Consider the following 1,520-nt stretch of genomic DNA (forward strand, 5'->3'; position numbering starts at 1 on the left):
GCTGCTGGCGGCTGGCGTTGCCGTATTGATTCCAGTAGGAGACGAGAACGCTTTTGGTGAAGAAGCATGAGGTTTGCGGCGAGCCGCGCCGCGAGTGGGTGCCGAAACCGGTCATGTTCGTCAACGAGTAACCGGCGTCGCAGGATTCGTGCGTTGCACTGTTGTCGGGCCCGGTCGCGCCCTGCGGTCCCCCCGGCGTAGCCGGAGCGGGCGCAGACGGCGGCGACTCGGGCTGGTAGGACAGGGTCGGGGTCGCCACGTTGGAGCCGGTCGACCGTGAGCTGTTGGTGGCGGGTGCGGAGCTGTGCCCGGCAAGCAGGCCAATCACCACACCAATTCCGCCCAGTAGTAACGCGCCTACGCCAACAACAATCACTGCCGGCACCAGCCACGGGCGGGCCGAACCGGACGACGACTCCGGTTGTGCTGCTTGCCAGGCCGGAATGGCGGGCCCGGCCTGATACGGCACGTACCCGGCTGGCCGTGGCGGCGGATCGGGTGGGGTTTCGGTTGGCCCGGTGCTGGGCCGCGAGGACGGTCCCGAGGTTAAGGCGCGTTGGGCGGCGCGGCCCAGCGCCCCGCAACTGCCGTAGCGGTCGTCGGGATCTTTGGCCATACCGCGGGCGATGACACCGTCGAAGGCGGGCGGTATGCAGGGGTTGACGACGCTGGGCCGCGGTGGCGGCGCGGACAGGTGAGCCACGATCAGTTGCTCAACACCGTTGGCTGCAAACGGCGTCCTGCCGGTGAGCGCCTCATACAGCACAGCGGCCAACGAGTACACGTCCACCGCTGCAGTCGGCGGCCGTTCCTCAAACCGCTCCGGCGCCATGTACGCGAACGATCCGATGGCGCTGCCCGTCAGCGTTAGCCGAGTGTCAGTGCGGTGCTGGGCAATTCCAAAGTCGATGAGATAGGCAAAGTCTTCTGAGGCCGTCACCAAGATGTTCTGCGGCTTGACGTCGCGATGAATCAAACTGAGCCCGTGCGCCGCGTCAAGTGCCGATGCGATCTGGCGGATGATGCCCACCGCGCGCTCCGGCTGCAGAGGCCCGCGCTTAAGTAGTTCGTGCAGGTCTTGCCCGCGCACCATCCGCATGTCGATGAATAAGTTGCCATCGATCCCACCCCAGTCGTAGATAGGGATGACGTGCGGCTCCTCCAGCATCGCCGCCATCCGGGATTCGCGTTGAAACCGGGTCCGGTATTGCTCATCGCGCGACAACTCCTGGGGCAGAATCTTCAGCGCGACCGTCCGATCCTTGGTGGTGTCGTAGGCCTCATACACCTCGCCCATTCCGCCCTGTCCAAGCAACCGGGTCAGCCTGTACTTGCCGAACATCGATCCGATGCGGGTAGCGCTGGCAGCCACCACACCTCCCCTACTTCGACCAGCAGTATTGGTCGCGAACGCCACAACGAACGCCAGTGATGCCCGACTAACCGACGCTTGCCTGCCACAATCCATTGCATCATGCCGGGTCAGTGAACGATCGCGGAGCGAATTCGGGCGCCCGGGC

General features: G+C 65.2%; 1 protein-coding gene. It reads right to left on the reverse strand.

Going from position 1 to position 1,520, the window contains the following annotated elements; all coding sequences use genetic code 11:
• The coding region (locus WA317_RS19375) for a serine/threonine-protein kinase (RefSeq protein WP_425174576.1) at positions 1-1,342 on the reverse strand (1,342 nt) is incomplete at its 3' end.
• Positions 1,343-1,520 lie beyond the last annotated feature (178 nt).

Source organism: Mycobacterium sp. (genome assembly GCF_049802695.1).
GTDB lineage: Bacteria > Actinomycetota > Actinomycetes > Mycobacteriales > Mycobacteriaceae > Mycobacterium.